Origin of the sequence: Microseira wollei NIES-4236, assembly GCF_020521235.1 — a bacterium.
GTDB classification, from domain to species: Bacteria; Cyanobacteriota; Cyanobacteriia; order Cyanobacteriales; family Aerosakkonemataceae; genus Microseira; species Microseira wollei.
In genome coordinates this window covers 1-223 of sequence record NZ_BLAY01000809.1, presented here as the reverse complement: position 1 = coordinate 223, position 223 = coordinate 1, and the positions used below count along the sequence as shown (strand labels likewise).

Annotated in this window: 1 protein-coding gene; it reads left to right on the top strand. The window is 48.4% G+C overall.

The window, feature by feature from the left end; translation table 11 throughout:
• The coding region (locus MiSe_RS50565) for a hypothetical protein (protein ID WP_226595170.1) at positions 1 to 223 on the top strand (223 nt) is incomplete at both ends.

Genomic DNA, 223 nt, shown 5'->3' with positions numbered 1-223 from the left:
AACGATAACGTCGCCGAAGGAAATCATAGCGGCACTATTTCTCATACAGCTACCAGCAGCGACGCCAACTATAACGGAATTACGATTAATTCCGTTACCGCCAACATCACCGACAACGATATCGCCGGAGTCACAATTACCCAATCCGGCAGTAGCAGGAATATCACCGAAGGTGGCGCGACAGATACCTACGAAATTGTACTAACTTCACAACCAACTGCCG